This window comes from Prochlorococcus sp. MIT 1318 (assembly GCF_047304505.1).
Lineage (GTDB): Bacteria > Cyanobacteriota > Cyanobacteriia > PCC-6307 > Cyanobiaceae > Prochlorococcus > Prochlorococcus marinus_D.
Genome location: NZ_CP138958.1, coordinates 1,718,577 through 1,743,076, shown reverse-complemented (window position 1 = coordinate 1,743,076; position 24,500 = coordinate 1,718,577). Strand labels below are relative to the sequence as shown.

Here is a 24,500-nt window from a genome sequence, read left to right as displayed (position 1 = left end):
CGGTTGAGGGTGTCGCCGCCTCGCGCCAGGAAAAAGCTTCATCCCCTTTCTTCTGGCCTGACCAAGGCTGGCAATCCTGACTAGATCAAAAGAGAGGCAGGCTGTCGCAGATGTTTGTACTTAGATTTTGATTCGCTAAGAAAACTATTGGGTTATTAATCTCTAAACAGAACACCCTTTGATCAAACTGACTGAATCTGATCAGTAGTTTGATTCTTTCTTGTCATTTTTTTACGGGTATAATATTGATTCCTCGTTAAAATTTCAGCGTATTCCAGCAATATCATTGACATACATATTTCCAGGATATCGATCTTAAATTGGTTAGGCAACTGTCAAGTCTTGTCTATTGCTCGGTTGATATTGTTGGCGTCATTATTTTCCCTCATCTGCAATTCCTTCAACCCAGTGTTGATATACTTTATTTTTAGTTCCGTCAAACCCCTGCAGCTTTAGCCAATGATTCCAAACCCTCGAAAGCTCAATCGCATCTTCAGGAACTTGTCTTGCGGTCGGCAAGCTTTTTGTAGGTTTTGGTACGAGTAATGTGAGGCTTGGTTCGAGTACATTCCAAGCAGCACCCTTCTGGGCCGAAATGATTACTGCATCAAGATTATCATTTTTGAGTTCCTTGAGTAGCTCGGCCGTTCCTTTCGATGTATTCAAGATAGCGTGCGGAAGCAATCGTTGCACCCAATTGATACTGTACGGGGAATGAGCTTCGAGGCCAACTCGAAAACCTTTTATAGCCTTGATCTCTTTCCATCTATATTTACTACTGAATCGACTCCCCTTTAACAGCAATCCTATGCCGTAGCTTTGATTGGTTGAAGTGTACAACACCTCAGCAGACTCCTGAGGTACAATGATATCACTGGATAGCTTTAGGTCACATAATTCATTCTTCAGTGCCTCGAGTCCATTTGGTCTAACCTTATTTGGATTACCCAAGTGATCGATTTGAATAAAACTTGCTTTCATACCCATATCTTCTGCAAATAAGAGCCCAGTTTCTACATCAGCACCAACTAACTCTTGTTTTGCATTGCGATAAGCCATTGGATAATCCTGCTTATGGATGCAGTAACGGATTGCTCCTCTAGCCTGCATTAACGGCCAGATACCGGCTTCTTCGAGAGGCTTGGGTTGCTTGATTAGCTCTGCTTTCTCTTTAGCCAGAACAAAGCCTTGAGTCTCGAGTTGACTTCGGTATGGATTGCTTGGTTGCGGAATTTGATTGAGGATAAACCGACTCACACTGATGAATATTGGTATGATTAGCATTGAGATAGCAACTGGTAAAAGTTTCGATAATCTGTATCGAAATCCCTCAAGGCTGATCCATGTCCCAACAAGTACAAGGCTGATCACACTCATGCATGCGAGCAGCGTGCCAAGACGTGCTACAGCCAACTGATCAAGGGCAATGTAGAGATTCACCATGTCTGTAGGCAGGCCCATCTTGCTCAGCAGGAATGTCATCGCAAGCACTCCTTCAAGAAAAGTGCTTGCCAGACCTGTGATGAGGAAGCTGGGCATTTGTTCGACTGTTAACGGATTGCCTGTAAGCCAACCTGCAAAAGGGACGAAAGCAAGCGACAACACTCGGCCCATATCAGGAAAGACCAGGGCAAGAGGAGTCAGCACCTCAACCGGTAATTCGATCGACTGAGCTAACTTTTTACGGCTTTCACGATCTTCTAAGCCAAGGGAACGTTGCCTTGCCATTCCCTCAATCAAGAGCTGTTTGCCTTGATTGATTAGTAATGGAAGTACCACCAGTAAATTTGCTGTTGAGAACGCAATCAAAAGCGGTGTACGGAAAGACTTGATCAGTTCCCCGGCCTTGATAGGGATGACTGCTTGAACGAGGTAGGGAAGGAAGAGAAATGTAAGGACAACTGCAACTCCGCCCTGCAAAACAATGTAAATGGCGAGTCGAGGGAGCTCTGATGGTGAAACTTGAGACGTCGTGCTTGCGAGGATCGCAAACACTCCAAGTGGTGTATACCTTGCGATGTATGCAGAGATCTTCAACAGCGCTGATTGAACCCGATCCAACACCTCGATCAAGCCCTGCCTTTTTGGAACTGAAATCAGAGCGATGCCGAGCGCAATGGAAAACAGCACCACTGCTGGAATTTGTGTGTCTGCAAATGCTGCGAATGGATTGACTGGAATAAACAGTTCGATGAGGTTCATCGGCTTAGCAGCCTCTAAGAGGCTTGGCCGGAAGAACGATGCTTCCCGCCAATCTGGAAAGCCAAGGGGAATCAAAAGCACTGCCCCGAGCACGACCACCCAGAACCCCATCAGCACAATCGCTGCTCGGCCGAGTAGCCGACTTGCTTGAGCAAGTTCAAGGCGTCCCACTCCAGCCACGAGCGAAATGCTCAAAAACGGCACAACTGGCATCTGGAACAGTCGAAGGAAGCCTTCCCCTATTGGTGCAAGCAGGCTCACCAGGGCTACGGGAAGCATCAACCCAGCAATGACCCCTGCCAGCAAACCTTCAAGGATCTGCATCGATAGGCTCTGACGCAGAAAGCGGCTCAGTGGCCAGAGAAGCCATCGCAGTCCGGCAACCATCTCGGCAACTCCATGTCCCGGAGGGCGTTTCACGTCAGTAAAACGATTTCTCACGGTTAGCCATTAAAGGCAAGCACAGAGTTGAGGACCTGTCACTCAAGATTAATGATCAGTTGATCAATGAGTAGTGCTTAAAATCTCAGCGTTTAAATTTATCAACACAGAAATCTCTTTTTGGCAATAGAAGCCTCAATACTTATGTGTTTATTATAGACCCAATCGTGCTTTTCAGCATTGCCTCAATCGTCTTAATTCGCTATTAAAAGCTAAATACCAGAGGGAGCATGGCTTCACGACTGATCTTCTATTCACAAATTTACGATATGGCTTGCTTCTACTTATCGAGGTGTTAAGCGGCAGCGAACCGACTCATATTCTTCCGCATAATTTGCTGACAAATTCTAATTATTCACCGTGATGATAACTCCTTTCTAATGAGTCTAATAACTCTTCTTTTTGATTGCCGTGCTATTGCCACAATCAATTTAACGGCAATAGTGCGTATTGGGATGCGCCCCAACACTGCGATTAAATACTTGGAAATTTAATCAGGGCTTTTATTATCTTTTAACTGGCTTTTAACTAGCTTTTTGTCTGGTGGTGATTTTTCATCTTCGGTTCTTACCACAGTTGAGAATTAGGCTGATCTGATTAATGATCAACGTCCCCCTACGATCACAGGCGTCCCGGCTCCTTTTGATCCTGGCAAAGCGGGCACAACCTTCGTGCTGCCGTCCCATTTGTCGAGGAACAGTTTGAAAAGCACCTGGTCGTCGAGGGTGCGGTTGAGGGTTTCGTATCGCTGTGCTTCCTGCTCAGCAATTTTAACTTCAGTTTGCGCTCTGAGAAGTTGTTGCTCTGCAATCTGCTTTTGTTCGATAGCGGCTCTGTACTCTTCAGCGATGACAAGGCCAGTGAGATCAAGGCCACGAACTTCTACATAGTCAAACTTATCGAGTTCATCAGCGACAGCCCGTTCCACAAGCTCTGAGATGTCGCTCCACTTGCTGGCAATAGTGACAAGTTCGTATTGGGAGAACACTGATTTAAGTGCCTTGAGCAGGGAGGGTTGAATGATGCGTGGATAGATTTCGCGGTCATTGCTGGCGATTGTGCTGTACACACGCCCGGCTTCATTCGGCCGTACTGCATATTTCACCGTGGCAGTGGCCTCAATGACTTGAAGATCCTTTGTTAGGGAGGCGAATTTCTCAGGCCTCACCTGCGTGCGAACATCAAAGGGAGCTACTGCTTGGATGAACGGAATTTTGAGGTTTAGCCCAGGCAGACGAGACCCCCCACTGACTTTGCCCAACGTGGTAACAACTGCAACTTGACCTGCTGGGACAACGAACAGAGCCTGCGTGATCAAGATAAAGCTGGAAAACAAGAGAGCGATCAGAAGTGATGCCGCACCTCCGGGGGTATTGGGAGTGACGTTACGAAAGGGGGTTTCCATGTCTAAATCGCGATTGCTAAAGCCTATGGAGCTTTCCTGCATTTTGTTGATACTGGGCGCTTCGATTGAGGACCTCAACACCATTGAGCTCTTTGGCCCTCAGCCAAGCAGTAGATCTACCGAAACTCTGGCGGACTCCTTTAAATACATCGACCATGCAGCCGTAGGTGACCAAATGCATTCATCTAAGGATGAGTTATCTGGAGGATTACCTTCATTGTCATGGACATTCCATGATGGTCAGAACTCATCAATTACTCAATAAGTCTTCTCGCGTAGATATAAAATAGGATGTAAATTCATCCACATCAGTTTGGCTATTTAGCCCAAGAGGGTCACCACATTTATCGACAACGATTGATGCAACAAGGGATGCAATTTTGTTTTCGTCTATACTTTCTAGCTGCTTGTCATTGGAGATGACAGCAGTCCATAACGAGGGATTGAATGAGGGTTTGCGATTTTCAGCAATTGCAATTTTAAGAGCACTTTCTTGCGTAAGGCCCATGGCAACTCCATTGCAAAATTTGCCTGCATAGCCTTGTGCGACTTTGAGCTCTAATGGCGTAGGATCTTCTACATCAACAATCTCAGAAGCGAAGACTGCTGTAGGGGAGAATATTGTCAAAACAAATGCTAGTAAGGCTATTAGAGTCGCTGTTCTCTTCAGCCTGATCATGAAGGTCTTAAGAATTGTCATGGCAATCCATTTGTCTTGTTGATGGTGCCACAGCTGCTGGGATTGGCTCAATGGCACGAGTAGCTTCAAAGACGATCAGGCAGTACATGAAGCCTGAATCAATATCAAGTTGATTTAGGTATTTTGATCAAGTTCACAGGCAAGATCGCATTGGGTCAGTGCCGGGTTGGTCAATCGCTCGAGTACTCGTGCCATATCCACCGAAGACAACTCTCCGTTGCTGTTCCACTTGAAGGTGGTTTTGCGTTGGGGAGGGCTTTTGTCGGGTTTTGGTGTTCTGGAGTTTTGGGTGCTCATGATTGGCTCCCTGTATCGGGTGATACATATAAGCCTGAGAAGCACTGCTGAAGCTCAATTCTTACCCAACCTTTACTCAGCTTTTCTTTAGATTTGCCCTCTAGGAGCTCCCTCTGCCTGTTTTTGCAGCTGTTTCAGCAGGTTTGGCTTGAGTGCATTGGCTGTCATGGCCTTTGATGACGTTGATGGACGAGGGGGGTTGTTCAGTGCTAGAAGTGGCAGCGATTTTGAAATGGTCGTCATGGACGTGGTTATGCCTGCAGTGCTCTTTGCCTCAGCAGTCGGCCCCTCAATCCGTCCCGAGATAGCACTGCTTATCGCTGGAGGACTGTTCCTGCTTGCCACGCAAGTCTTCGTCAAAAAAGAAGGCTGAACCTTCTTTTCATAAGGCGAGCATCTAACTGGGCTCAGCCTGAAATGGCCCTCCATGGTTCATGGAGGGAATTGCCATAACGTCTTAAAATGCTCATGCTCTCTAGAAATAAATACTGTTTTTTTGTTGATCTCGCTTCAGCACATCTAAATCATTTGGGTCAGGCTCAAATTTTTGCTCCTTTTGAATTCCCTAATTTGGTCTAACCATCAAAGATTTGCTGACTCGGCATTGTCGGTCTGCATAAATTCTTTTCAACATCAGGGTTTCTTCTCCTCTATCGACAGCTGGGCTGGTGCTTTGCACAATGCGGTCTGAGCTCTCCGAGACCTGGCCATTGAAGGAAGGTCGGTATCTCATTGGCAGTCTTGGGTTCTTGAAAATTCTGATAAGGAGAGCAAGCGACCGTTCGCTGCCTATGGGCAAGTCTTGGCTTTGACCTCTTTGCTGAGTTTGAGTTTTTACTCTGGTGAGGATTTCGCCAGCCATCTCAACCAGGTGAAGCAGGAATTGCTATCTATTGAAAGAAGAGTGGTGAATCAATCATGTGTTTAATCGGCTTGCTTGGACTTCTAGCCCCAAGAGTTGTGCTGATTGCACTTTGGTTCTTTTATCAACCATTTATCATGAGCCCATTTGCTGGCGTTTGGATCTGGCCATTGTTAGGGCTGTTTTTGCTTCCAACAACGACCCTTGCTTATTGTTGGGCAATCGCACTGGATGGTGGATTCAGCAGCTTTAGTGGATTGTTGATTCTTGCAATGGGCATTCTGTTTGATATTGGTTTCCTTGGTGGAGGAAGAGGAGTGCTGCGTCGTTAATGCGAATGTACCGCTTGATTGATAAGGAGGTTGGAGAGTACTTTCTCAATCTCCATCAGGATCTAAGTTTGCCTAGCTCATAGCCGCTCCAATCAAGATGATTGATTAGCTCGACGATCGCTGATAATTTTGGCCAGCTCCAGAACGTAACCTGCCACTACAAACTTGCCACGATTGTTTCGACTAGAGTCTGGGTCGCTGCGAATCGTTGCGGTTTCGGCCATTAGGAGATCAAGTTCACCTTGAGAGAGTTCGTACAACTCTGAGAGGTTCACCTCCCGTCGAAGTAAATCTGACTTGAACCAGCGGTCCTGAGATTCTTGTGGAGGGACACCTGGTTCAGTTGAGTGGCTACCTACAATCGGACTCAATGGATTGGAAACATAGACATTTCAATTCAGATTACTTCCCGTCGCAAGTTTTAAGGCGAGCACGAGACTTTCAACTCCCTATTGCAGCAGCACATCCATTCTCCAAGGCATCAAGTCAACGCGCAGGTCTGTGAGATCCAGATGGTATCTATGCACGTGAGGGGCGAAACTGTCTTGATGTTGTCTATGCAAGCGTGATTCAGCACCCTTATGAGGTGATCGTGATCGGCTCTGGTGCTACTGGAGGGGTTGCGGCTCTAACCCTTGCAGAAGCTGGCGTACGTGTACTCGTGGTAGAAGCTGGGCCAGATTTGTCTGCTCAAAAAGCCCTGGGCTCAGAACCTGGAAACACCCTTAGACGTTTGGATGGTTTATGTAGCGGCAAGCATCGATCTCAGGCTCAACATCCTGGCTATTGGAAAGCGAATCCGTTGCTCTACGCGAATGAAAAAGAGAATCCCTATACCTATCCTTCTGAACACCCCTTCATCTGGACCCAGGGTCATCAGGTGGGGGGGCGCAGCCTCACTTGGGGTGGAATCACTCTTCGCCTTTCAGATCAGGACTTAAAGGCTTCACGCAGAGATGGATATGGGCCTGAATGGCCACTGCAATACAGCGAATTAGCCCCTCATTACTCCGCCCTAGAAGAGCGCTTGAAGGTTCATGGTCATGTGGATGGGTTGGAACAGTTACCGGATGGCAACTACATCGCCCCATTACCGTTCACAGCTAGCGAACAACAGTTCGCTAGCGCTGTTGATACGGAACTTGGTTATCCAGTCATTCATTCACGAGGGTTCGGACCTCACCAGCCTTCAGTTGATGGACCTTGGCCTCGTTCAAGCAGTCCGGGCAGCACCTTACAGATGGCACTTGCCACAGGCAAGGTAGAGATCCTGAGCAACCACAAGGCTGAGCGGTTGCTGATGCATCCAGATCATGAAGCAGCCCGAGGGGTGCTGGTGATTGATCAGCACAACGGCAAACGACAAGAGCTCAATGGTGAGCTTGTGGTGCTTTGTGCATCGACAATTCAGAGTCTTCGACTCCTGCTGAGTTCCGAAGTGAACCATTACAGCGAGGGGTTTACTGACCCCTCGGGCAACCTCGGTTGCTATTTGATGGACCACGTCTCCACCTGTCGTTTCTTTGCTCTGCCACGTAGCCAAGTGAAGCAGGTGTCTGAGACTGACTCAACAGCAAATGTGCTTTCTGGAGCTGGCAGTTTTTTTCTTCCTTTCGGTGCTTGCTTAGAGCCTAAAAATCAGTTGAAGTTCTTGCGGGGTTATGGACTCTGGGGAGGGATTGATCGCTTTGAACCCCCAGATTGGTTGAAACGTAAACCAGAGACGGCTACAGGTTTTCTGATTGGGCATGGTGAAGTGTTGCCTTCACCTCACAACAAAGTGACGCTTTCAAGCACTTTGGATCGCTGGGGTGTTCCGGTACCACATATCGATTGTCGATGGGGGGAGAACGAGCAGGCCATGGTTGATCACATGCAAGGCACGATCAAGGCAGCGATCCAGTCAGCTGGGGGAACAATATTGCCGCTCAAGGAGCTGTTTAATTTGATGTTTCTCGAACCCCTTCTCGATGGTGCGCTAGCTCTCAGTGAAAAGTCCCCACCGCCGGGGTATTACATCCATGAAGTTGGCGGTGCTGCGATGGGAGAAAGTGAAGATTGCAGTGTGGTGGACCGTTGGAACCGTCTTTGGCGATGTCCAAATGTGCTTGTTGTGGATGGAGCGTGTTGGCCAACATCCGCCTGGCAGAGTCCCACTCTGACAATGATGGCGATTACAAGAAGGGCTTGTCTAGAAGCCCTTAGGCCTCGGCGTGGCTGAAAAGGTCATTGAGATACCGCTCAGTAACGGCTCGATCCCCGCAGCCGTTTTGAAAGAGGAAATGGGCGATGGCTGAACTCATCACACGGTATTGGTCCCAGTTGGGATGTGACCCGATGAATTCCTTCATGCCTCGATAGAGCACTTCTGGAATTTCTGCTTCAAGGCTCACATAGGTGGAAGTGGCCTCAACTGATTGGCAAGCATCATTGATTTCAACGCAGCGCTCGAGGTGATTTCGATCCATAGAACGCCTTCAGCGAGTTTTTTTCTTGACACCAGGAAGCCACACTCTTGGGCTTAGCGTCAATCGTTGCAAGCACTTAGCAAGCTGTCCCGTAGAAAGGCAAGACTCATGTGCTTACAGGCGTTCCGGCTTCATTGGGCTGAGCAGGGAGCCGAACGCAGTCCAAGGCTTACTGATGTAACGCAGATCAGTAACAAAGCTGTTAAACCACAGAGTCACCTTCCCATCAAGAGTGTTGCCCAAGAGGCCGTGGAAAACCCTCTTAGAACTGTGGAAAGCAGTCGGAGAAAAGCCCCCCCTGACGACTGATCAGCCTTACTTATCTAAGTCGAGTCGCGTCTATCGCAAGTGAGAAAGCTGCTGACGATCCTTGCGTTCTATAAGTGATTTTAGGTTTCAGTTTCGCTTGATTTTCTCAGGCTGACTGGACCAAATGGATGCTCAGCATGGGGATAGGGGTAGTGACCATGGCTGTGGTCATGGTCATGGTCATGGTCATGGTCATGGTCATGGTCATGGTCATGAGCCTTTTCCTTTAGGGACACTGGTATGCCGTCGGGCTGACAGGCACCAGTGCACTCCTTTTTGCAAAGGGTGCAGCTCTCTGTAAGGCCTTCGACGTGATGGTGATGGCTTTCCTGCGCAAGACCAACTTCGTTTTCAAAGCCGAGAAGCTCAGACCTGTATTTACATAGCGAACAGTTCATTGCGGTATCTCCGCCACGCAAGATCTCGTCAATGCGATCCCGAAAGGTCTCGATGACAAGGGGGTGGTCTCCGAGGTATTTGGCCGCAAGAAACTCAATATTGGGATGATCATCTGCAACCCGCTTTGTGTGCTCTCGAATCCGACTCACCAACACCCCTGAGAAGAGGAAGTAAGGAAACACGATGATGCGGCGGAAACCGAGGCGTACTAGGTAACGCAAGCCAGGCTCCACAAGGGGGAAGGTGACGCCGGAATACACGGTTTCACCCCAAGCGAATCCGAAGCCTTCCACCAACATCCTGGTGATTTTGGCCACATTGGAATTGGCATCAGGATCTGAGGAGCCACGACCTACGACCACCAGGAGCGTCTCGCAAAGTGGGACTTCAGGAGCAGATTCAAGCGCCTCTTTCAAGCGGGCGCCGGCCGCACCGATCATTAAGTCGTTGATGCCGAGTTCGCGACCGTAATCAATGATTACCCCTCTTTCAGCTGCGTAGTTGTTGAGTACGGAGGGGATGTCATTTTTGGCATGGCCTGCGGCAAACAACATCGCCGGGACTGCAAGAACCCTCTTCACGCCTTGTTCAAGTAGCCGATCAAGGCCTTCTCTGAGCACTGGACGGGCAAATTCCAGGTAGCCGTATTCAACGGGAATTGTGGGGAATTTTGGCTTGAGCGCCTTGACTAATTGAGCAAACTCCTCAACGGCTAAGCGATTCCGACTGCCATGCCCACAGATCAGGATGCCGAGATGACCATCTGGATGATCTAAGGATGCAGGATTCACAGTGAGGAGCGACCTAGAAAGACCCTATCTGTTGTCGTGAAGCAAGAGAACCAACGCAAAGTTCGATGTCTTCAATGAGATCTTGACTGAAGCCTGATGAGCAAGGGCTTTCTCCTCAAGACAGAGATAGTTACGCTGATCAATGAGGGTTAAGAGGCCGCCATTCATCGTCGCCTCCATGTTCCAAACGCACTTGCAGAGGATGCTTGCATCGCAGGAGTCTTCAATCCCAAAGCGGATGACATTCCTGCGCTGATGCGCTCGCTACAGCTCAAACGTAAACCCTTAATAGTTTGCAGCGGAGGCACAACCAGTCGCTGTGCAGCTGAAGGACACTGGACTCTGGATCTGCGCCAAAGCTGTCGCCAGATCCATTTCGATCCCAGCACCCAACACGTGGAGATTGGGGCTGGTCAGACAATGGAGAGTCTTCTCAGGGAACTCGCCAAGCACGGACGAAGTTTTCCCACAGGGCTATCAGGACTGCCAGGCCTCGGTTACATCCTCACTGGAGGAGTCAGCCCTTTGAGTCGCAGTCAAGGATTAGCAATTGATCAAATCCTTGAGATCAAAGGTGTATGGGGCGATGGAGAAAGCTTTGTTCTCTCCAATCCGGAAGCTGCTTGCTGTTCTGAAGATCAATTGGCTTGGCGTGGCCTCTGCGGAGCAGCTCCTTTTCTGGCTGTGATCACAGACCTGAAGCTTCAGACACATCTGCTGCAACCGCTGCGTATCTGGCAATCAAGGTTGACGTTTGAACAGCTGTTGGAGCTTATCCATCAGGCTGAAAGCTGGCCTGATTCGTTAAGCCTGCAGTGGATCTGGGGGGATGAAATCCACGCTTACGGAGTGATGCTTGCGAACGATGCTGCCGCTGTTGCGACATTCAATCAGCTGCAAAAAACAACTCTCTGCACAAACGTTGTTGAAATTGACGATGTTGCTGGCATACATGAATTGCCACCATTTGCATTGCCTGTTGTTTCAAACGCAGTGATTGGGCGTTGCCACTCTGAAGTCGTTGCATTGCTTGGCCCTGCTTGGGGGTCTGCCTGTCAGGGAGTGATCACGGCCCTTGCCGAACTGATGGCAGAACGCCCAGATCCAAGGTGTTCCTTGGCTGTTCAACAACTCGGCGGAGTCGCCAGTCGGCAGCATAAGGATGTCAGTTCTTTGATTCACCGTGAGGCGATCTGGAAACCATGGATCACGGCAGCCTGGCCGGCTGGAGATATCCATATCAGAGCGCTAAGTCTCAACTGGCTAGAGAAGGTATGGGAAACGCTTGAGCCTTATTGCGCAGGAGTTCATCTGGCTCAGATGCATCCGCATCTGCCATGGCATCAGCGGGAGCTGAAAGCAGCATTCGGCGAATGGTTACCAGGTCTTCAAGAACTTAAGGCTCGTCATGACCCAAACGGTGTTTTGCCGTCGCTTTGAGATAAGGTCTGCCGTCAAAGCCAGCCTTTTTAATGATTAACCGGTCAGAACCATCGTTGATCAAACAGTGGTTTGGCAACCCTCCAAAAGATCTCCTCTCTGGGCTGGTGGTTGCCTTCGCAATGATCCCAGAGGCGATTGCCTTTTCAGGCATCGCTGGTGTTGATCCGCAAGTGGGCCTCTTTGGAGCGTTTTGCCTTTCAGTCACCATCGCCATAGTCGGCGGACGTATGGGGATGATCACCTCAGCGACTGGCTCGACAGCACTGTTGATGACAGGGCTTGTGGCGACTGGTAATGCCGTTGGTGAAGGCCTAGGCCTTGCCTATTTGATGGCAGCCGGCCTATTGACTGGGCTCTTGCAAATCCTTTGGGGTTATTTGAGACTTGCCTATCAAATGCGTTTTGTTCCTCAAGGGGTTCTAAGTGGATTTGTGAATGCACTCGCCTTATTGATTTTTCAAGCTCAATTACCCCAATTAGGCCTGAATCTGCATTACGGAGAAGCTGTAGTTAGCGATCATGCCACCCAGATTTTGCCTACTGGTGGACAGATCCCTTTGGTTTGGGGGTTGGTGATCCTTGGCTTGGTGATTATTTATGGCTTACCACGCTTGACTCGCTTGCTGCCTTCTCAGCTCGTGGCCATCATTGTTTTGACGATCATTAGCATCGGCTTCGGCTTCGATATTCCAACCGTTAAAGATTTAGGACATCTCCCGACTGGTCTTCCTAGTTTCACACTTCCATTTGGGTCATTAGCAGATGGGAAAGTGCCATTCAACCTCGAAACATTTGGATTGGTGTTACCCACAGCTCTCGCGGTTTCCTTGGTTGGGCTGATTGAGACGTTCCTCACCCAAGACATCGTTGATGATTTAACTGATACCACATCAAACAAGAATGTTGAGGCTCGAGGCCAGGGAATCGCAAACGTTGTCTCCTCTCTTTTTGGAGGAATGGCCGGTTGTGCACTTGTGGGCCAATCGGTAATGAATACAGAGAATGGTGGGCGTAGCAGACTTTCAACATTGTTTTCTGGCGTCAGTTTATTGTTAATGATCTTGGTGGGTCGAGTCTGGTTAGAACAAATCCCTATGGCGGCGTTAGTGGCTGTGATGATTGCGATTGCTGTCAGTACTGCTGATATCCGCGGACTCCGACAGCTGAAAAAGATTCCTCGTAGCGATACAGCTGTGATGCTGATGACTTTTGCCGTCACCATGCTCACCACACCCCATAATTTGGCGCTGGGAGTTTTAGCGGGTGTTGCACTCGCAGGAATACTCTTCAGCCGTAAAGTTGCCAAAGTGATCCGTGTCAGTGTTATTCAAGTCAACCCTGATGAGCTTCGTTATGAAGTCAGTGGACAATTGTTCTTCGTGAGCAAGGTTTATTTTTTACAGGGATTTGACATTCACAGGCACCCTGCCAAAGTGACGATCGATATGTCGCGAGCACACATCTGGGACCAAAGCGGAGTTGCTGCATTGGATCAGGTGATCCGCAAGCTTCGCCTTGGAGGATCAGAAGTCGAGGTAGTGGGCCTTAACAAGGAAAGTCTTGATCTATTTGAACGCATAGGCGGTAATCAAGAGCCTGCTCATATCTAGAAGGGTTGTATTTGAGATGATGCCCAAGATTTTCTAAGCCGTCTTATCGTTAGAGTTGTTTGCAGCGCCAATGATTTCAAATCCTGAACTAGCTTAAAGGTGTTAGATTCATCTAAACCATTATTCTTTAGACACGATGATATTTTGTTAACGCAATAACTTCTCGAGAATATTCCAGCAGGGCTTTGTTTTTCGTCATCCACCAAGCGCGCTACTTTACAAAATCAGTTGTTTAATCTGTTGCTGAAAAAATGATGTCTTGGCTCATTTTGAAATTCACACATACACCTACTCTGAGCTGCTATAACTATTTAGCTCACCAATGCTTTTCATGGCGAACTTCGATGCTTCTACGCCCTTTCTTCTGCTGGCTCGCATCCATGTAAAACCAGGCTGTGTTGACGATTATCTTTCATTGGCTGCGAAGACAGATGCAGGGGTTAAGGATTCTGAGCCTGGGATGTTGCATCACACCTTTGATCAAGATCCAGATGATCCCCTCGCTTTTGTTTGGTCTGAGGTCTATGCAAATGATGCAGCCTTTTTGACTCATCTATCGAACCCCATCGTTGGTGACTATCTCGCTAAGCATGCAGAACTTGGTGATGGTTTTAGTGTTGAGGTCTACGGCACCATTGGTGCTGAGTGTCGAGCTGCAATGGCAGCAACTGGATTACCCCTAAAAATCTTCGAGACAAGATGTGGATACAGTCGTTTCTAAGTTTTGTCTGATCGCTTTCTGTTGCGATACAATTGGCATTACAGAAAAAATCATACGCGCATATTAAGTGATCAGCATGAGATCTATTTTTAGCATTTAATCCAGCTAAGAACCATAAATACCATTTGATTACCATTAGGCTATAGCGCAGAAGGCATGAGGAGCTTCTAGACTTTCTTTGCGCCATGTGGCTTTCTTTCCTGTCATTGATTATCATATAAAATCATTATTGGTATCGAAGCAGACAAAAGATCGTAAGCCGCAAAAGAGCTTTAACGATCTATTAAAAGCATTATGTCATGCATCTAGTCAACCTAGAAGTCTCTACAAGCGAAATAACTGATTAAATAAGGGAGGGATTGGCTCTTGAGCCCTTAGCCTATACTTTCTAGGAATCTCCACTTCATCCAAAGCAGACTTCTGACCAATGATGAATCGATAATGCTAGCGATTCAATATATACCATACCATTAACATGGAACGAAGATCTTTACCCTGTTCATGAAAGAGCTAATAGCGGCAAGATCACTCACTTGACTTTTATTTAATTACCGCAAAGCCTAGCTGTTCACATCAAGTCCCATTCCTCCCTCGGTCCAAATGAGCAACAAATCCATTTTAATTACAGGCCATAAAATATTTCTGAAGACATCCACTTCATACAAGAGTCAGTCTTCGGAATTTAAGATGAGTCATTCTATTCTCTAGTTCTATTTTGAACCAAGGAATGTTTTAGTTACTGCATTGCGTCAGGTGGTAATCAATTATTCTCAAGCTTTGCCAAAGATCTGAGAGAATGAGTCTGAATTGCATAGTTACAACATGATGAGGCGTTTAACCACAGGTCTAGTCACTCTGTCTTTGCTTGCCACAGGATGTGCCTCGATTGATCAAGGTGGTGGTTCTCGGCTGGAATTGATCAGCAAGCGCGGCCAATTGCATTGTGGTGTTAGCGGCAAGATCCCAGGCTTTAGTTTTCTACTTGGCGATGGTCGCTATGAAGGCCTAGACGTTGATATCTGCCGCGCTATGGCCGCTGCAGTTGTTGGCGATGCCACGAAAGTGCAATATCGCCCTCTTACAGCTCCCGAACGCTTCACTGCTTTAAAAACAGGCGAAATTGATCTGCTTTCACGGAATACCACATTGAATCTCAGTCGGGATGCAGCAGGAGGTAATGGTCTCACCTTTGCACCGGTGGTGTTTCACGATGGCCAGGGGTTGATGGTCAAGCGAAGTAGCGGAATTAAGGGCCTTCAGGATTTGAAAGCCAGCAACATCTGTGTGGGCTCAGGCACCACGACAGAACAGAACCTCAACGATGCATTTCAGGAGCGAAAGCTTTCTTATACGCCGATCAAGTATCAAGATCTCAATCAGGTTGTCGCCGGTTACCTTCAGGGTCGATGTCTAGCGATGACTTCCGATCGTTCTCAGCTAGCAGCGGCCCGATCTGGTTTTCCTGATCCTGAACAGCACATCATTCTTGATGTTGTGCTGAGTAAGGAACCGCTTGCCCCGGCTTCAGTGGGTGGAGACCAGCGGCTTGGTGATGCCATCCGATGGGTGGTCTTTGCTCTTTTTGCCGCTGAAGAATTTGGTATTACTCAAGAGAATGTCGACAGCAAGCTTGAACAAGCCCAGACAAACCCACAGATGTCGTCGCTGAGACGCTTTCTAGGCGTTGATGCTGGCCTTGGTCAAAAGCTTGGTCTGGCAGATGACTTCGTTGTCAAGGTGATCCGAGCCACAGGCAATTATGGAGAGATCTACAACCGCCACCTCGGTCCAAACAGTTCTGTGCCAATTCCCAGAGGCCTAAATCGCTCCTATCGGCAAGGTGGCTTACTGATCGCGCCACCATTTAACTAACCCCCCCCATGAAGCGCTCGCAGCACTTTTGCTTGCAAGTTGGCGTCGCTCTCGCTCTGCTGACCATTCTTGGCGTGTTGATCAACAATCTCGCTGTGAATCTGATCCGCACGGACATGGGGCTCAGCTTTCTTTGGTTAGGACGACCTGCAGGCTTTGCTCTAGCTGAACATCCTCTGTCTTATAGGCCTTCGGATAGTTATGCCTGGGCTCTTTGCATGGGCTGGCTAAACAGCCTCAAGGTCATCCTTTGCGGCCTTATTCTGGCCACGGTGATTGGAGTGCTTGCAGGCGCTGCCAGAAGTAGCCGCAATCTGCTGTTACGAGCACTGTCGAGCGGATATGTGGCCTTGATCCGGCAGATCCCTCTGTTGCTTCAGCTGTTGTTTTGGTATTTCGTTGCTTTCTTAAGCCTTTCCGGGACCCCCTTGGCGCCATTAGGAGCCTTGATACGTGTCTCGAACCAAGGCATCGAATTGCTTGGCCTACATCTGAGCGTTGAATTTTCGGCTTTATTAGTGGGCCTAAGCGTCTTCACAGCAGCATCGATTGCTGAAATTGTCCGCGGTGGATTGAATTCTGTTCCGAGTGGTCAATGGGAAGCGTTTCGCAGTCTTGGTTTACCAGAACGTTTTGGGTTACGTCGGGTTGTGTTACCTCAAGCTTTACCAGCCATCCTGCCTGGCCTGACAAGCCAATATCTCAACTTGGCCAAAAACAGCACATTGGCGATCGCCGTAGGTTATGCCGATGTCTATGCGGTAAGTGATACGACAATCACACAGACCGGCAGAGCGATTGAAGGATTCTTCTTGTTGTTAATCAGTTTTTTGCTGCTTAACCTTCTGATCACTGGAGGGATGGAAGTTCTCAATCGGATTGTGATCAGATCCCAGCAATAGCCTTAAGCTCAATTAGGTTTTTGTTTTTCATGGATTCTTTACTTCAACGGCGCATCGCAGCAGTGCTCTTGTTTATTGCAGCTGCCATTGCCATCCTTTTGCCTTTTGCCTCGGCCACCTTGCTAACCATTGCCCTCGGGGGGGCTGCCTGTGCCGCAGGCATTGGCCAATTATTGCGTCTTGGCGGTGAAGCGGGCTTGCAGGGCAAAGTGTTTAGAGGCTTCAGTGGCGTGCTTTATGTCGCAGCTGCTCTTTGGATTTTGATCGACCCGGTCGATAGTGAAATCAGCCTTACCTTGTTTGCAGGGGTCTTGCTTCTCATAGAAGGCTTGATGGAATTGGCTGGAGGTGCAGCATCTCCAGGCCCTTTAGGTGGATTGGTGGTCTTCGATGGAGTGATCACTGCAATCTTCGGTCTCTTACTTGTTATTGAATGGCCATCAGACAGCATTTGGGCTCTGGGAACATTATTCGGGGCAGCATTGTTCCTATCTGCAATCAACCTGCTGAGGGGCCCTAAGCCTGCTGAGACCACTTAGCAAGTGGATCTCATTGGCGACATCATCAAATATCGCCAATGAGACCAGTCTCGATTAATAAGCTGAGATCTCAACATTCCCATAGGGATGCATTGAATCCTTCAATGTTTGTACTACTACTACTTAGCTGTAGACAATGCACTCCGAGGCAATGCAGAAGCCAAAATGATCATTAACCTCACCTAAGTACCAAAGCAGGTGTCAAGCAGAAGAGGATGATCATGATTTCGTAAATCATCATTCCGCCGTCGTGGAGGCGATGATAACTATTATTTGGCTTTTTTATTTCTTTGCTAAATGATTGGAATATCTTTTTGCATCCATGCACGCATATACAAATGATCCAAGTGGTACCTAAAAAGCCATCAAGGATCACTTAAGGTTGAAACATGAGAGATAGAGAGGCCATCATGATTTTGTTAACCAACGATTTTCCACCCTACAACTCCTTAAGCTTAAAGACATTTCAACCATTTCTTGTGCTTTTCTATAACTTGATTTATTCGTGAATTTCGCTTGTTTGGAGTGAATGGCGAGCTATTCAAAAGCAGTGTGATGTAAAACACAGTTCACCGTGTCTCAGCTCATCGCAGAGAGCCTATAGATAGGCGATGGTGGTTGTATCGAGGCAAAAGACCTCGCCCCATACAACCTTGCATCAAAACCAATGAAACCCGCAATTGCTTCTAATAAGACTAATCACCAAATCGCTGATGATCTTGTCATGAAAAAAGGTTCTCTTCTTCTTGCCCTACTCGTTGTTGGTACAAGTGCCTGCGCAGCGGCTGACTCCTTAACGAGGGTCGCAGAAGCAAAACCGATGCATAGCCCGAAAATATTATATTTACCTACAACAAACTCGAACAAGTCAAGCTCTTATATCAAGACTTATAATAAAAGCTCAACGACCAAAGAAAATAATAGATCAAATTTTAGCAATTACCCTTATATTAATCCTGCAATTTTGAATCTTAAGAGTGATAAGTCAAGTCCTAAGAGCAAGACTGACTCTAAATCAACTCCTAGCAAATATCACCTTATAAATCCTGCAGCTCTGAAAAGTACTATCAAAATTAAGCCTTACATGATGCAACAGACGAGAGTTCAGGGATTTAGCTCAGAATCAGTCGAAGCTTTGAAACAGCTTGGTGCTAAGGCTAAGTCTGGGAATGCTAGTAATGATGAAATGGCACAGTTGAAGGAATTTTGCAATATTGCTGCAGATATGAGTAGTAATAATCAAGGCGGATTCAATAGGGACCGTAGAAATGAGGGTTCATTCAATAGAGATGGAACTAGGAACAATACTGGAACATATGATGCTGATAGGTCAAGGCGAAAAGAAAACACATGGGATATTACGAAGAACTCGTCAGGCAAAGGGGGAGGGGGTCTAAAAGTTGATATTCTTAAATTACAGTTTGGTGGTAGTGGATCTGGAAGTAAAACCAGTTCTAGCACCAATAAAGGAACTGCTAAAGACTCAAGAACCAACACTAGAAATGAAACATGGGATCAAAATTCAACTCAAAACAACAATGCCAATTCGAAAAATGAGCAGAACAACAATGCCAATTGGAACAATACACAAACTGACATAGCGAAACAAGAGTGCGATAGTGTTGTGGCGCTATTGGGGACTAAGGACACTAATAAGACTAATTTGGAAATCAAAGAAATGGAATTAGCAGACAGAGAGAAGCAACGTGAGCATGAAGCAAAGCTGGCAAGACGATTGGCAGAGCAACAGCAAACAAATTCATATGTCCAAATGGGTGCTGGTTTGCTCAATTCATTACTGGGCGGCTTAGGCCAGAATTCCTCCCAACCATCTTCAGCTGGTTCAGAGACGGCAGAATTGAAGGAGGTTATTCGCAAACAACAGGAGCAGATCGATATGTTGATGCAACAAAGCGTGGGTCAATAATTGACACGCTTAGCATATATCTGAGTGGGTCGCTAATGACCCACTCTATTATTTGACTTTTAAAATACGAACATACTTTTAGTAAGGGATTGATTTAATTCCAGTTTTGAATGACTTCTTTTTCTGGTTACGAAGAGGTGTTGAGGTGATCGAAAAGGATCCTTGACCTCACCTAAGTGCCAAAGCAGGTATCAAGCAGAAGATGATGGTCATGATTTCGTAAAGCATCATCCCACCGTCGTGGATACGATGATATCTATTGTTGGGCTTTTTTATTTCTTTACTAAATGACTGGAATATCTTTTTACATCCATGCACGCATATACGAATCATCCAGGTGGCACCTAAACAGCCATCAAGGATCATTTAAGGTTAAAACATGAGAGATAGAGAGGCCATCATGATTTTGTTAGCCAACGATTTTCCACCCTACAGCTCCTTAAGCTTAAAAACATTTCAACCATTTCTTGTGCTTTTCTATAACTTGATTTATTCGTGAATTTCGCTTGTTTGGAGTGAATAGCGAGCTATTCAAAAGCAGTGTGATGTAAAACACAGTTCACCGTGTCTCAGCTCATCGCAGAGAGCCCATAGATAGGCGATGGTGGTTGTATCGAGGCAAAAGACCTCGCCCCATACAACCTTGCATCAAAACCAATGAAACCCGCAATTGCTTCTAATAAGACTAATCACCAAATCGCTGATGATCTTGTCATGAAAAAAGGTTCTCTTCTTCTTGCCCTACTAGTTGTTGGTGCAAGTGCTGCATCAGCAGCACTCTTGACTATAGCTCCAAAAATCTCATATGCCGAGGAATATCTAAATCAGTGCGACCCTGACGCACTTTATTCAGATCCACTTTGTCCACCATCAGATTCGATCGAAAAAGAAGCGATTAATTCAAGCATAAGAACATCACGAGCTATTGCGAGCAAGGTCCGTCACAGTTTAATTAATGGTCAACCTCTTTATTTAGATGGTAACGTGATGCAAGCAATAAAATTCAGAGCTAAAACTCTTACTGCTGGAGCTTGTGGATTACAGGTATCTGTCAATACAAGCAGCAGAGGAGGGCGCGCAGTTCAAACTCAGCTGCTGGCCCCACCAATTGTATGGTCCAGGTGGGTATCTCTTGAACATGCAGTACCCATTAGTTACGCAAAAGTCTCTTTCAGGAAAGTTTGCAGTAATGTACCAGTTGTTGCAGAAGTGAAGTACATAGCTGATCCCAATAGACAATGAAATAAATTCGGGAGAGGCATTAGTATTCACTTAGGGATGGATCTACTCTCATCTATGTTTTGAAAGCTTCTAATATCTGATTGTGATCATGAAATTATCCGTCTGATTCATAATAAGAGTCATTGACTTCAGCGAAGCACCAAAGCAGGTGTCAAGCAGAAGAGGATGATCATGATTTCGTAAAGCATCATTCCGCCATAGTGGAGGCGGTCAAAGCTTCTCTTGCTGAGATCGATGAACCAGCGTGAATGCCAGCGGAAGCCCCATTCACGATGCCGTATGAAAGCAATCAGCCAGAAGGTCAAGAGTGCGAAATTCAGCACCGTTGCCTTGGCAAAGATTTCAGCGAATTCAGCTCTCTCCATTGCCTAGATCTTGGTTGATCTCTAAGCAATAGCAATGGCTTTTGCTTCTGTCCATGCTTGGTTCAACAAGGGCAACAGAACCTCTGTCTCAACAGGATGTACAAATGGGCTTACGTTGATGATCTGCATCGATGGCCTATGCGTTTGAGCCTGTCCCTTGATCGTTTCTATCCCAAGAGAAGTGGTCCGAATTGAGTTTCTAGTTCTCCTGAGTACACCTGCTAAATCCTGATGCAGTCTGGGCCAAGCCCTTTTAAACGTCTGAAACGGCACCTATTGGCCACCCCTCTGGATGGCTTGATGACTGTTTTGCTGCTTGCCCTGCTTGGTTGGGTTGCGACCACAACCCTGCATTGGCTTTTTGTTGATGCGGATTGGCAAGTCGTTAGCCAAAACCTTCCGCTCTATGCCTTTGGTAGCTATCCACCTCATCAACGTTGGCGCCCATTTCTTTGGATTGCGCTGCTGATAGGCCTCACCTTTTTAACGCTGTTAGGGCCACGTCGGGGTTGGATTCGGAAGGCCTTGCCTTTGGTATGGATTGCGATGGTGCCCTGTGGTGTGGTTCTTCTTGCTGGTGGCCTCGGTTTACTGCCGATCCCTTCTCATGCCTGGGGTGGCCTAACCCTCACCCTGCTGCTAACCGCCTGCAGCGGTGCTCTTGCTCTACCGCTGGGCATCCTTTTGGCACTCGGGCGTCAAACCAGGCTGGCCGTGATCCAACGAAGTTGCAGCGTCTATATCGACGTGATGCGGGCTGTTCCTCTAATCGCAGTGTTGTTTTTTGGTCAGCTGTTGATTCCCCTTTTCCTTCCCATGCATCTAGAAGTAAATCGAGTCCTGCGTGCTGTGTTGGCCTTCGCATTATTTGCTGCTGCATACATCGCTGAAGACGTACGAGGTGGATTGCAGGCGATCCCACGAACCCAGCGTGAAGCGGCTGCTGTTCTGGGCCTGAGTCCTAAGCAAATGATTCAACTTGTGGTGTTGCCGCAGGCACTTCGTACAGCTCTACCGGCTCTGACCAACCAAGCAGTTGGATTACTTCAGAACACCAGCCTGATGGCCATCTTGGGTTTGGTGGAACTCCTGGGGATCAGCCGCAGCCTGTTGGCCAACCCTGATTTCATTGGTCGGTATCTGGAGGTGTATGTGTGGCTAGCAGGGGTTTACTGGTTGGTTTGCACTGCTATGGCCTTACTTGCCCGTCATCTTGAACATCAACTGAGCCCCACAAAGTCTACTACTTCAAAGCGATGATTCCAGCCATTCAAGCCACGGGCCTTGTTAAATCCTTTGGTGATCATCAGCGAGCTCTTGATGAGGTGTCGTTGCATGTTGAAAGCGGAGAAGTTTTGGTCGTGATGGGTCCTTCGGGTTCTGGTAAAAGCACCTTGATTCGAACCTTCAATGGACTCGAGTCGCTTGATGAAGGGCGACTTGAGGTGCTTGGTATCCCCTTAGATGCAGACCACGATGAACATCAAATAAGACGAATCCGTAAACGTGTGGGCATGGTGTTTCAACAATTCAATCTCTTCCCGCATCTATCCATCCTCGACAACATCACCCTTGCACCAATTCGTGTGCAGCGTCGGCCTCGAAAGGAGGCGGAGGCACGCGCTAATGATTTATTAACTCAGATGGGAATTGCCGAGCAGGCAGGTAAATACCCTGGCCAGCTGAGTGGAGGGCAGCAACAACGAGTAGCCATTGCACGTGCACTCGCACTACAACCTGAAATCATGCTTTTTGATGAACCTACAAGCGCTCTCGATCCGGAACGGGTCAAGGAGGTTCTTGATGCGATGCGATCGCTAGCGAATGATGGGATGACCATGGTGATTGTCACCCATGAGATGGGCTTCGCCCGTGAGGTGGCAGATCGGGTGCTATTTATGGATGAGGGCAAGGTTGTGGAGACCTCATCCCCAGATGAGTTTTTCGCGAATGCTCGTGAAGAACGCAGCCGCCGTTTTCTCAATCAAATGATGTGAATTTCTCCAGGGATTTTTAGTATTGAAACAATTTCGACATCAGCGATTGGAACTAACACATAGGCAATGAAATTCCAGTTGTTACTGAAAGCTTCTAGTCCTGATGCAACATACGAGAAGAAGACATCACGGTTTTCACTAACGGAGTTAGCTCCCTTCATATAAGTATCAACATCGCCTGTATTCACCGGCCTGCTGTCATCATCAGCATTCAACCCAAACATCCAAGAGTGGTCTCCGTTCAACCACTGATACCCAAGCCTTGTTGAAATCCTAATCAAGAAGAGTTTTGCTTTGTCATTGCTTTGATGCCTTTGCTACACAAGCAATTGGGTCAGGCGAGAACGATAACTTCTCTATAAAGCTTGGTAATTCATTACGCCACAGTCATTCTCAGTCGTCCGTTCCTGATGCGCTATCAGCAAAGGTCTTCTCCAATCGCGCTTTGATTGTCTCGTCCTGGCTGATCTTTGGTTGATAGGGAGGCTTTCGTTGAGAGCTGACCTTTGTCCCAGCCCCAAAGTCAAACAGCCCTCCTGCCTTCATTTGTCCGAGTGGACCTCTCTCGATTGGGCCGTTCTTGAACATCGCAGTTTTTGCCAAATAGCCAACACCAAGGCCAACCAACACCGCCATTGAGATCAACGTGAGTAGAGCAGTGTGCGTCTCCATCTAGATCACATGTCCATCCCAGCAGCCTTGCACACCTCTAATGAGTTCGCATGGCCAGAGGTGGCAAGAAGATGATCTTGTGGTCAGTGATCATTCAGCTCTTGATTGCTGGTTGCAGCTTCACGTTTGCTCTTCCCCAAAGGGGGCTTAATAATGGTCAGCGAATGAAATTTCAAGCCATTCCTCCTACAGATCAGGCCTGGAAGCCCTGATCAGATGACTGCAATTAATCCTGGGGGGGGCTTGCCGTAGAGCTGGAGCCAATTCTTGATCGCCTGTTCGGCTTCCTTCGGAATGGATCTCAGCCTGCGCTAAAAGGCTGAGCTAAACAAGATCCTCCATGGCTAAGGCCAGGTGCTTAAGGAGCTCGAGAACGCAGGGGAAGCTCTAGAAGAGGCTTTTGAGGAGAACGGTTCTTGGGGTCTGTCCTCTGGGTCTACCTTGATTGAGACTGTGCGGGCATTTATCCACACCTTCAGCCTTGCAATGGATCAGGCGAAGGAGGCACGGCTTGCTCGGCGTGAGGCCGCCAAGGAGGTGGTCGATGTCGATCGCTGATGGGTTACTCGCAGCCATTGAGGAGGTCAACAACCTCGACAAGAAGCTGGCTCGTGACATCGGGGAGCACATCGACTCCCAGGCCCGCACGCTTCAGGCTCTGAAAAATGAGGTGGAGGCCAAGGCATTCGCCCCACACGCCTTTAGATCGTTACCTCCAGCAAAGAAGGAGCAATTCGAAAAGCTAAAGGTCACAGAGCTTAGAGCCATTGTGTCACGCATGGCTCTCCATGGACGAAACAAATACACAAGGAAGGCAACCATCATCTAATTCCTTATCGAAAACAAAGCACCACTCGCTCCTTCATATGAACAGCTGTTGGCGTTTTGGGTTGAGCACAGCCGATAAGGGATTGGTTGCAGAGGAGCGCTTAAGCAAGGAGCGTCTTGCCAAGGCACTCCCAAAAGCTATTGGGGTGTACCTCTCTAGATAGGCAAAGCTGCTG

General features: G+C 47.6%; 30 protein-coding genes. 17 read left to right on the top strand and 13 right to left on the bottom strand.

Going from position 1 to position 24,500, the window contains the following annotated elements:
* Nucleotides 1-375 precede the first annotated feature (375 nt).
* The 5 genes from SIB66_RS08925 to SIB66_RS08905 all read right to left on the bottom strand — a co-directional run bounded on the left by SIB66_RS08925 (nucleotide 376) and on the right by SIB66_RS08905 (nucleotide 5,045).
* Nucleotides 376-2,622 carry a cation:dicarboxylate symporter family transporter gene (locus SIB66_RS08925; protein ID WP_236070056.1) on the bottom strand — a complete coding sequence of 749 codons (2,247 nt, stop codon included), beginning with the start codon at nucleotides 2,620-2,622 and terminating at the stop codon, nucleotides 376-378.
* A 625-nt stretch (nucleotides 2,623-3,247) separates the two neighbouring features.
* Nucleotides 3,248-4,048 carry a prohibitin family protein gene (locus SIB66_RS08920; RefSeq protein WP_063405599.1) on the bottom strand — a complete coding sequence of 267 codons (801 nt, stop codon included), beginning with the start codon at nucleotides 4,046-4,048 and terminating at the stop codon, nucleotides 3,248-3,250.
* Between the two features lie 16 nt (nucleotides 4,049-4,064).
* The gene (locus SIB66_RS08915; protein WP_413681250.1) at nucleotides 4,065-4,229 is read right to left on the bottom strand and encodes a hypothetical protein; all 165 of its coding nucleotides are present in this window, start codon (nucleotides 4,227-4,229) and stop codon (nucleotides 4,065-4,067) included.
* 69 nt (nucleotides 4,230-4,298) lie between these two features.
* Entirely contained in the window at nucleotides 4,299-4,799 is a 501-nt protein-coding gene (locus SIB66_RS08910; RefSeq protein WP_236070055.1) for a hypothetical protein, read from the bottom strand.
* Between the two features lie 63 nt (nucleotides 4,800-4,862).
* Nucleotides 4,863-5,045 carry a hypothetical protein gene (locus tag SIB66_RS08905; protein ID WP_063405567.1) on the bottom strand — a complete coding sequence of 61 codons (183 nt, stop codon included), beginning with the start codon at nucleotides 5,043-5,045 and terminating at the stop codon, nucleotides 4,863-4,865.
* 148 nt (nucleotides 5,046-5,193) lie between these two features.
* Here SIB66_RS08905 and SIB66_RS08900 point away from each other — a divergent pair, with 148 nt between their 5' ends.
* On the top strand, nucleotides 5,194-5,418 hold the full coding sequence (locus tag SIB66_RS08900) for a hypothetical protein (RefSeq protein ID WP_236073611.1): 225 nt from the start codon (nucleotides 5,194-5,196) through the stop codon (nucleotides 5,416-5,418).
* A gap of 626 nt (nucleotides 5,419-6,044) precedes the next feature.
* Nucleotides 6,045-6,239, top strand: coding sequence for a hypothetical protein (locus SIB66_RS08895; protein ID WP_413410315.1), 195 nt, complete (start codon nucleotides 6,045-6,047; stop codon nucleotides 6,237-6,239).
* A gap of 92 nt (nucleotides 6,240-6,331) precedes the next feature.
* On the opposite strand, the gene SIB66_RS08890 is transcribed toward SIB66_RS08895, so the two are convergent.
* Complete coding sequence (locus tag SIB66_RS08890) at nucleotides 6,332-6,610, bottom strand: hypothetical protein (protein ID WP_236069033.1); 279 nt, start codon at nucleotides 6,608-6,610, stop codon at nucleotides 6,332-6,334.
* 194 nt (nucleotides 6,611-6,804) lie between these two features.
* Here SIB66_RS08890 and SIB66_RS08885 point away from each other — a divergent pair, with 194 nt between their 5' ends.
* Complete coding sequence (locus tag SIB66_RS08885) at nucleotides 6,805-8,460, top strand: GMC oxidoreductase (protein WP_063405564.1); 1,656 nt, start codon at nucleotides 6,805-6,807, stop codon at nucleotides 8,458-8,460.
* On the opposite strand, the gene SIB66_RS08880 is transcribed toward SIB66_RS08885, so the two are convergent.
* Nucleotides 8,441-8,707: a DUF2811 domain-containing protein gene (locus SIB66_RS08880; protein WP_011130280.1), complete on the bottom strand. Its 267-nt coding sequence runs from the start codon at nucleotides 8,705-8,707 to the stop codon at nucleotides 8,441-8,443. The two genes, SIB66_RS08885 and SIB66_RS08880, sit on opposite strands and share 20 nt — an antisense overlap.
* A 389-nt stretch (nucleotides 8,708-9,096) precedes the next feature.
* Nucleotides 9,097-10,206, bottom strand: a complete 1,110-nt coding sequence (locus SIB66_RS08875; protein ID WP_063421362.1) for a sirohydrochlorin chelatase — start codon at nucleotides 10,204-10,206, stop codon at nucleotides 9,097-9,099.
* Nucleotides 10,207-10,461: 255 nt separating this feature from the next.
* Here SIB66_RS08875 and SIB66_RS08870 point away from each other — a divergent pair, with 255 nt between their 5' ends.
* The 6 genes from SIB66_RS08870 (at nucleotide 10,462) to SIB66_RS08845 (ending at nucleotide 17,293) form a co-directional block, all read left to right on the top strand.
* Nucleotides 10,462-11,646 carry an FAD-binding protein gene (locus SIB66_RS08870; RefSeq protein WP_236070054.1) on the top strand — a complete coding sequence of 395 codons (1,185 nt, stop codon included), beginning with the start codon at nucleotides 10,462-10,464 and terminating at the stop codon, nucleotides 11,644-11,646.
* Between the two features lie 32 nt (nucleotides 11,647-11,678).
* Nucleotides 11,679-13,259, top strand: coding sequence for a SulP family inorganic anion transporter (locus SIB66_RS08865; protein WP_063405560.1), 1,581 nt, complete (start codon nucleotides 11,679-11,681; stop codon nucleotides 13,257-13,259).
* 331 nt (nucleotides 13,260-13,590) lie between these two features.
* On the top strand, nucleotides 13,591-13,980 hold the full coding sequence (locus SIB66_RS08860; RefSeq protein ID WP_063405597.1) for a putative quinol monooxygenase: 390 nt from the start codon (nucleotides 13,591-13,593) through the stop codon (nucleotides 13,978-13,980).
* Nucleotides 13,981-14,802: 822 nt separating this feature from the next.
* Nucleotides 14,803-15,852 (top strand): amino acid ABC transporter substrate-binding protein, encoded by a 1,050-nt coding sequence (locus SIB66_RS08855; protein WP_063405559.1) that lies wholly within the window; start codon nucleotides 14,803-14,805, stop codon nucleotides 15,850-15,852.
* An 8-nt stretch (nucleotides 15,853-15,860) separates the two neighbouring features.
* Nucleotides 15,861-16,754 (top strand): ABC transporter permease subunit, encoded by an 894-nt coding sequence (locus SIB66_RS08850; protein WP_063405558.1) that lies wholly within the window; start codon nucleotides 15,861-15,863, stop codon nucleotides 16,752-16,754.
* A 29-nt stretch (nucleotides 16,755-16,783) separates the two neighbouring features.
* Nucleotides 16,784-17,293 carry an HdeD family acid-resistance protein gene (locus tag SIB66_RS08845; protein WP_063421360.1) on the top strand — a complete coding sequence of 170 codons (510 nt, stop codon included), beginning with the start codon at nucleotides 16,784-16,786 and terminating at the stop codon, nucleotides 17,291-17,293.
* Between the two features lie 178 nt (nucleotides 17,294-17,471).
* Here SIB66_RS08845 and SIB66_RS08840 read toward each other — a convergent pair whose 3' ends face one another.
* On the bottom strand, nucleotides 17,472-17,621 hold the full coding sequence (locus SIB66_RS08840; RefSeq protein ID WP_413681461.1) for a hypothetical protein: 150 nt from the start codon (nucleotides 17,619-17,621) through the stop codon (nucleotides 17,472-17,474).
* A 339-nt stretch (nucleotides 17,622-17,960) separates the two neighbouring features.
* Between SIB66_RS08840 and SIB66_RS08835 the strand changes: the two genes are divergently transcribed.
* Nucleotides 17,961-19,220, top strand: a complete 1,260-nt coding sequence (locus SIB66_RS08835) for a hypothetical protein (protein ID WP_063405556.1) — start codon at nucleotides 17,961-17,963, stop codon at nucleotides 19,218-19,220.
* A 168-nt stretch (nucleotides 19,221-19,388) separates the two neighbouring features.
* On the opposite strand, the gene SIB66_RS08830 is transcribed toward SIB66_RS08835, so the two are convergent.
* On the bottom strand, nucleotides 19,389-19,553 hold the full coding sequence (locus tag SIB66_RS08830) for a hypothetical protein (protein ID WP_413410359.1): 165 nt from the start codon (nucleotides 19,551-19,553) through the stop codon (nucleotides 19,389-19,391).
* 324 nt (nucleotides 19,554-19,877) lie between these two features.
* Here SIB66_RS08830 and SIB66_RS08825 point away from each other — a divergent pair, with 324 nt between their 5' ends.
* Nucleotides 19,878-20,462: a hypothetical protein gene (locus tag SIB66_RS08825; protein WP_063405554.1), complete on the top strand. Its 585-nt coding sequence runs from the start codon at nucleotides 19,878-19,880 to the stop codon at nucleotides 20,460-20,462.
* Nucleotides 20,463-20,590: 128 nt separating this feature from the next.
* Here the strand turns inward: SIB66_RS08825 and SIB66_RS08820 are convergent, their stop codons facing one another.
* Nucleotides 20,591-20,827 carry a DUF6868 family protein gene (locus tag SIB66_RS08820; protein WP_063405553.1) on the bottom strand — a complete coding sequence of 79 codons (237 nt, stop codon included), beginning with the start codon at nucleotides 20,825-20,827 and terminating at the stop codon, nucleotides 20,591-20,593.
* Nucleotides 20,828-21,058: 231 nt separating this feature from the next.
* Between SIB66_RS08820 and SIB66_RS08815 the strand changes: the two genes are divergently transcribed.
* Together SIB66_RS08815 and SIB66_RS08810 are read left to right on the top strand one after the other, a co-directional pair.
* A complete protein-coding gene (locus SIB66_RS08815; RefSeq protein WP_063405552.1) occupies nucleotides 21,059-22,087 on the top strand; it encodes an amino acid ABC transporter permease in 1,029 nt (342 codons plus the stop codon).
* Nucleotides 22,084-22,824, top strand: coding sequence for an amino acid ABC transporter ATP-binding protein (locus SIB66_RS08810; RefSeq protein ID WP_063405551.1), 741 nt, complete (start codon nucleotides 22,084-22,086; stop codon nucleotides 22,822-22,824). The genes SIB66_RS08815 and SIB66_RS08810 overlap by 4 nt, the downstream gene beginning before the upstream one ends.
* On the opposite strand, the gene SIB66_RS08805 is transcribed toward SIB66_RS08810, so the two are convergent.
* Both SIB66_RS08805 and SIB66_RS08800 read right to left on the bottom strand, forming a co-directional pair.
* Nucleotides 22,812-23,048, bottom strand: a complete 237-nt coding sequence (locus SIB66_RS08805) for a hypothetical protein (protein WP_063405550.1) — start codon at nucleotides 23,046-23,048, stop codon at nucleotides 22,812-22,814. The genes SIB66_RS08810 and SIB66_RS08805 overlap by 13 nt on opposite strands.
* Before the next feature lie 169 nt (nucleotides 23,049-23,217).
* A complete protein-coding gene (locus tag SIB66_RS08800) occupies nucleotides 23,218-23,496 on the bottom strand; it encodes a hypothetical protein (RefSeq protein WP_063405549.1) in 279 nt (92 codons plus the stop codon).
* Nucleotides 23,497-23,567: 71 nt separating this feature from the next.
* Between SIB66_RS08800 and SIB66_RS08795 the strand changes: the two genes are divergently transcribed.
* The 4 genes from SIB66_RS08795 (at nucleotide 23,568) to SIB66_RS08780 (ending at nucleotide 24,488) form a co-directional block, all read left to right on the top strand.
* Nucleotides 23,568-23,708 (top strand): hypothetical protein, encoded by a 141-nt coding sequence (locus SIB66_RS08795; protein WP_236070053.1) that lies wholly within the window; start codon nucleotides 23,568-23,570, stop codon nucleotides 23,706-23,708.
* A 142-nt stretch (nucleotides 23,709-23,850) separates the two neighbouring features.
* Nucleotides 23,851-24,054, top strand: a complete 204-nt coding sequence (locus SIB66_RS08790) for a hypothetical protein (RefSeq protein WP_236070052.1) — start codon at nucleotides 23,851-23,853, stop codon at nucleotides 24,052-24,054.
* Nucleotides 24,041-24,325, top strand: coding sequence for a hypothetical protein (locus tag SIB66_RS08785; RefSeq protein WP_236070051.1), 285 nt, complete (start codon nucleotides 24,041-24,043; stop codon nucleotides 24,323-24,325). Before SIB66_RS08790 ends, SIB66_RS08785 begins: the two co-directional genes overlap by 14 nt.
* A 37-nt stretch (nucleotides 24,326-24,362) precedes the next feature.
* The gene (locus SIB66_RS08780) at nucleotides 24,363-24,488 is read left to right on the top strand and encodes a hypothetical protein (RefSeq protein ID WP_413410310.1); all 126 of its coding nucleotides are present in this window, start codon (nucleotides 24,363-24,365) and stop codon (nucleotides 24,486-24,488) included.
* Nucleotides 24,489-24,500: the final 12 nt, after the last annotated feature.